Here is a 5,541-nt window from a genome sequence, read left to right as displayed (position 1 = left end):
CGCTGCGGTCAGCACGCGCGCGCTGCGCCGCGCGGCGGCATGCCGGCGCCACAGCGCCGCGCCCATTAGCAGCGAGACGAGCGCGACACAGGCAATGGCGAGTGCGGCGAGACGATGCGCGTCCATGGTCAGCCCTTCAACCGCGCGAGGCGGTACAGCAGGAACGCGCCCGTCATCTGCAGCCCGAACGCGAGATAGACGAGACGCTCGCCGGACGCGTCGTTCCACATCCACGCGAAGTAGCGCGGATTCGACGCGATCAGAAACACGCCGATACCGACAGGCAGCAGCGTCAGCACCCACGCGGACAGCCGCGTTTCCGCCGACATCGCCGACAGCTCGCGCTCCGCCTGTTCCAGATCGCGCATGAACGACGCCATGCGTTCAAGCATCACGTCGGCGCGTCCGCCATATTTCACCGACAGCCGCAGCACCGCGCCCACCAGTTCCAGCTCGCTCGCGCGATACACCTGCGCGACGTGACACAGCGCGCGATCGATTTCGACGCCCGCGCGCAGCATCTGCGATACGTGATCGAGACACTGGCGCAGCGGCGCTTCCGTGGTTTGCAGCGATGCCTGAAACGCCGCCGGCACGCTGTTGCCGAGCACGATCAGACGCACGATGCCGTCGAGAAACGACGGCAGCTGACGCACGATCAACTGGCGGCGCTTGTGGATGCGGCGCGTCATCAGCACGTAGAGCACCACCGCGCATGTGACGAGCGTCATGCCGAAGGCGCTCGCGCCCGCGTGACTGCCCGCGAACGCGGACAACGCCAGCGAGCCGCCCAGCGCGCACAACGCGGGCACCCGCGCATTGGAGATGCCCGCGCGGTTCATCGCCTGATCGAGGGCGAGTGCGGCGCGCGCATTGAGCTTGCGCCAGCCGGTCGCTTCATCGGCCGTCTGCGCGAGCGCCTGCGCGCGCAGCGCCGCGGTCTGGTTGCCATTGCCCGCGATCGCACCGCCCGCCGTCCCTGCCTGCGCCATCTGCGCCATCTGCGCCATGCGGCTGTCGATGAAGCGCTCGGTGCTCGCGCGCTCCCTGCGTTGCGCGCCGCGCTGCGCGACGACCAGCGCGAGCGCCGCGCACAGCAATGCGAGCGCAGCCACCATCAGCGCGGCGCTATACATTGAAGCCCCCGCCGCCGAAGCCGCCGCCCGTGCCGCCACCAAAGCCGCTGTTGAATGCATTGCCAAATCCGCCGCCACCGCCCAGCGCCTGACGGAAGCGCGCGAGCTTCGGCGAATGCGGATGAATCCCGAGCGAAGTCCAGTTGTCCGTCTCCTCGCCTTCGGGCGACGTCAGCGGCTCGTAGCGATACAACTCCTGCGTCGCGATGATGTTGTCCGACAGACCCGTGACTTCCGTGACGGACAGAATGCGTCGCCGGCCATTCGACAGCCGGCCGATCTGCACGATGAAATCGACGGCATTCGCGATCTGCCGCCGCAGGCTCGATTCCGTGCCTTGAAAGCCCGCAAAACCCGCGAGCATTTCGAGCCGGTACAGACACTCGCGCGGCGAACTCGCGTGCACCGTGCCCATCGACCCGTCGTGACCCGTGTTCATCGCCTGCAGCATTTCGAGCACTTCGCCGCCGCGCACTTCGCCGACGATGATGCGGTCCGGGCGCATCCGCAGCGTGTTGCGCAACAGGTCGCGGATCGTCACGAGCCCGTTGCCGTCGAAACCGCCTGGCCGGCTTTCCAGCCGCACCACATGCGGATGGTTGAGCGACAGTTCAGCCGTATCCTCGATCGTGACGACACGCTCCGCTTCGGGAATATGAAACGCGAGCGCGTTGAGCAGCGACGTCTTGCCCGAACTCGTACCGCCCGACACCAGCACGTTGCAGCGCGCCTGCACGGCCGCTTCGAGCAGCGCGCCGATCTCCGCGTTATAGGTGCCGTTGCCGAGCAGATCGTCGGGACGCAGCGGGTCTTTTCGAAACTTGCGGATCGACACCACAGGCCCGTCGATCGACAGCGGCTCAATCACCACATTCACGCGCCCGCCGTCGGGCAGACGCGCATCGACCATCGGATTCGATTCGTCCAGTCGTCTGCCGATGGGCGCGAGAATGCGCCGCACGATACGCAGCAGATGCGCGTTGTCGGCGAAGCGCACGGGGATTTTCGCGAGGATGCCGTGACGCGACACGTACACGTCGTTGTAGCCGTTCACGAGAATGTCTTCGACGGCGGGATCGTTCAGCAGATCCTCGATCGGACCGAAGCCCGCCAGCTCTTTCGTCAACGCCTCCGCGATGCGACGCACTTCGCTCTCGTTGATCGGGATGCGGCGCAGGCGCACGAAGCTGTCCATCTCCAGATCGACGAACTGGTTGATCGCGTTGCGCGACCAGCGGCCGAACTCCGCGCCGAGTTCCTCGATCCGCGTGAGCAGATGTTCGTGCGCCGCGTTCTTGATGTCCTGGAACTGCTGGCTCTGCTCGAACGCGGGGGCGTCGTCGGCAAATTCGATCTCTTTTGCCATCGTCTATGACCGTTTGCTGGAAGTGGGAAGAAAGCGCCGGAACGCATCGAGCGCGGATTTGCCGCGCGCGCTGTTATTGCCGTTATTGCCGTTCGTGGCCGTGTTGCGTGTGTGCGCCGCGCCGCCCGTCGCATTCGTTGCGTTCGTTGCGTTCGATGCAGCAGGCGCGCCGGCAAGCCGTGTGACGAGTGCATCGAGCGCGCGCACATACGGATCGCGCGGCGCGGATTCAGCGAGCAGATGGCCCTGATTCATCGCCTGGCCCAACGCGATTCGCCGCTCGGGCAAGGTCGCGACCAGTTCGAGTTCGAGCCGCTGCGCAATCTGCGCGGGCGTGAGACCGAGTTCGGGCACGGCCTTGCTCACGACGAGCCGAACTTTCTGGCGCAGCTTGTCCGCTTCGATGCCGTCTTCGCGCAACGCATCGAGCACACCGACCGCCGACACGACGGAAGGCACGCCCTGATCGCAGACGAGCCATGTTTCGTCGGCGGCCTGCACGACGTTTGCTATGAACTCGCTATTCGTGAAGCCGCCCAGATCGACGATCTGCTGATCGAAGAACGCGCGCAGCCGGTTCAGCAATCCCACCGACGACGCATGCGAGACTTCGCGCATGTCGCTAAGATCGACGGGCAGCGTGGTGAGCGCAAGGCCGCTTGCGTGATGCGACAGCGCCGTATGTACGAAGGTCTGGTCGAAACGACGCACGTTGCGCACGGCTTCGACGAAACAGAATTCGCTCTTCGTGTTGAGCAGCAGCGTGCCGTCGCCCGCCGGCAAGCCGAGGTCGAGCAGCAGCGCTTCGCGTCCCTGCGCGGCGTCGCGCCGTTGCAGCAGCACGGCGAGATTCGCGGCCAGCGTCGACACGCCCATGCCGACGCGCGCGCCGATCAGCGCCGTCAACTTGCCGTGACGGCTGACGGGCTCGACGATGTTCTCCAGCACTTCGCGCGTGATGCGCAACGCCTCCGCAGCGGGCGCGCACAGATCGATGAAATCGCGCACGCCGGCACGTAAGGCGGCCAGTGCGCTCTCCGGCTCACGCACCGAACCGAGCGCGACGATCTGCAAACCGGGATACGCGCTGCGCGCCGCATTCGCCGCCGCGCTCGCCGCCGCGATCCGCCCGCCCGAAAAGTCGACGAACACGAGCGACGGATTGAGCGTGCCAATGCGCTGCGCGAGCGCGTGCGGATCGAGGCTCACGGGTGCGACCGTCCCCGCCGACACGAGCGACTCGGCAAGCCAGCGCGCGTGGTCGTCGGCTTGCGTCGCCAGCACGAAGCAGTCGGTGACGGCGTGCTCAGACAAGGCGTACGTTCTCGCGTTCATGGTGCGGTTCCTGTTGCGGCAGCCCGCCCGTCACGTGCCGCATGTTCATTTCGAAAAACCCGGTGCGGCATCGCGCGAGGCCGCACCGCCCAGCAGCGAGCGCCACACGGGCGCGTCGCGCTGCTCGGACTGCTCGCCCGGCGTCGACGGCGTGGCCGCGCCTTTCGCAAGCGGCGACACCAGATGCGGCGACACGATGATCAGCAGCTCCTTGTCGGTCTGCGAATAGTTCAGCTGCTTGAAGAACGCGCCCAGAATGGGCAGATCGCCGAGTACGGGAACCTTGTCGACATTCGACGCCGTCTCGCGATCGATCAGCCCGCCGATCACGAAGCTCTCGCCGTCGCCGAGTTCAATGGTCGTGTCGGCGCGGCGCGTCGTGATCGCGGGCACCGAAATGCCGTTCACCGTCACGGCGTGCACGAAGTCAAGCTGGCTCGCCTCGGGCGCGACCTTCAGCGCGATGCGCTGCGCGCTGAGCACGGTCGGCGTGAGCGTGAGGCCGACGCCATACGGCTTGTATTCGATCGACGTGGTGCCGAGCCCTTGCGGCACCGGCACCGGAATCTCGCCGCCCGCGAGGAAGCTCGCGCTCTGGCCCGACAGCGCGACGAGCGTCGGCTCGGCGAGAATGCGCGCGAGGTTGTTGCTTTCCATCAGGCTCAGGTCGGCGAACAGGTTGTGCGTGACCGAGCTGAACACGAGATTGAAGGCCGATGCGATCGGCATCGTCGAATCGAACGTCGTGCCCTGGCCCGGTGTGAAGGTCGCCTTGTTCAGCGACGACGGGCCGAACGAGCCGAACGCGAAGCCGTTGTTGCCCTTCGTGAAATTGAAGCCGATCTGCTTGAGCACCGAGCGGCTGAATTCGACCACGCGCACGTCGACCTGCACGACAGGGCGCGTCGCGATGGTCGAGGCGTCGAGCACCGCGCCGCCCTTGCCGCTTGCACCCGTAGCGCCCGCAGCCGCCACCGAGCCTGCCGCGACATTCGCGGCGCGCTGATGCGCTTCCATCGTCGCGGCGCGGCCCTTGATCACCGCCGTGCCGCCGAGCACCTTCACGTCGGGCGTGCCGGGATCGAGCAGGCTGCCCGCGGCGGCCGCTGCGACATTCACCGTGTACGTGAGCGGTGCATCGCCTTCGCGCTCCCACAGCATCACGCTCGTCGTGCCCGCCGACTTGCCGACCAGCAGCACGCCGCCGCGCTTTTTCGAGCCGCCCTTCAGGATCAGCACATCGGCGACGCTGGGGTCACCCACGGCAACACGCGCGAGCGTGCGCCCCGCCGCGAGCGTCTGCTGCGCGCCAACGGCGAGGTCGATCGAAGGTGCGGCAGCCTGCGTCAGCACGACGCCCGCGCTGTCGGCTGCGCCGCTCGCGATGGGCAACGCCATCGGCAGCACGCACACGATCATGGCCACGCGCCACGCAAGAATCCTTTTTTTCATGTTCCCCTGGACGCGCATCCGCGCCCTCCCTGACGCATGTTTTTCTGGTCGGCGGCGAAGCGCGCCGCCCGTTTTCAACACGACGCGTGCGTCGTCACCACGCGACCGTCTCCGTGCGGCCGCCGCGTATCACTTCGATTCCACCGCGCGCTTCATGCGCGCCTGCGACAAGGCGTGCCGGCGCCGCAGCGGGCGCGCTGCGCGGTGCAGCCACCGGCAATGCCTGACGCCCGCTGCCCGACAGTTCGTCGA

The 5,541-nt window shown here is 67.0% G+C and carries 4 protein-coding genes and 1 pseudogene; all 5 read right to left on the bottom strand.

Going from position 1 to position 5,541, the window contains the following annotated elements:
* Positions 1–128: 128 nt before the first annotated feature.
* Positions 129–1,136 carry a type II secretion system F family protein gene (locus G3O01_RS44615; protein WP_205813878.1) on the bottom strand — a complete coding sequence of 336 codons (1,008 nt, stop codon included), beginning with the start codon at positions 1,134–1,136 and terminating at the stop codon, positions 129–131.
* Positions 1,129–2,502 (bottom strand): CpaF family protein, encoded by a 1,374-nt coding sequence (locus G3O01_RS44610; protein WP_205813877.1) that lies wholly within the window; start codon positions 2,500–2,502, stop codon positions 1,129–1,131. Before G3O01_RS44610 ends, G3O01_RS44615 begins: the two co-directional genes overlap by 8 nt.
* Positions 2,503–2,505: 3 nt before the next feature.
* Entirely contained in the window at positions 2,506–3,837 is a 1,332-nt protein-coding gene (locus G3O01_RS44605) for a fimbrial protein (RefSeq protein ID WP_205813876.1), read from the bottom strand.
* 45 nt (positions 3,838–3,882) lie between these two features.
* Complete coding sequence (locus G3O01_RS44600; protein WP_205813875.1) at positions 3,883–5,289, bottom strand: type II and III secretion system protein family protein; 1,407 nt, start codon at positions 5,287–5,289, stop codon at positions 3,883–3,885.
* Between the two features lie 94 nt (positions 5,290–5,383).
* Positions 5,384–5,541: pseudogene (locus tag G3O01_RS45820) on the bottom strand (Flp pilus assembly protein CpaB); the annotation flags it as partial.

Source organism: Burkholderia sp. Ac-20365 (assembly GCF_017104715.1).
GTDB lineage: Bacteria > Pseudomonadota > Gammaproteobacteria > Burkholderiales > Burkholderiaceae > Paraburkholderia.
This window is presented reverse-complemented; position numbering and strand designations above follow the sequence as displayed.

Bases quoted from the DNA above. Each gene is read 5' to 3' on its own strand.
- G3O01_RS44600 (WP_205813875.1), bottom strand. From the start codon at position 5,289: ATGAAAAAAAGGATTCTTGCGTGGCGCGTGGCCATGATCGTGTGCGTG.
- G3O01_RS44615 (WP_205813878.1), bottom strand. From the start codon at position 1,136: ATGTATAGCGCCGCGCTGATGGTGGCTGCGCTCGCATTGCTGTGCGCG.
- G3O01_RS44605 (WP_205813876.1), bottom strand. From the start codon at position 3,837: ATGAACGCGAGAACGTACGCCTTGTCTGAGCACGCCGTCACCGACTGC.
- G3O01_RS44610 (WP_205813877.1), bottom strand. From the start codon at position 2,502: ATGGCAAAAGAGATCGAATTTGCCGACGACGCCCCCGCGTTCGAGCAG.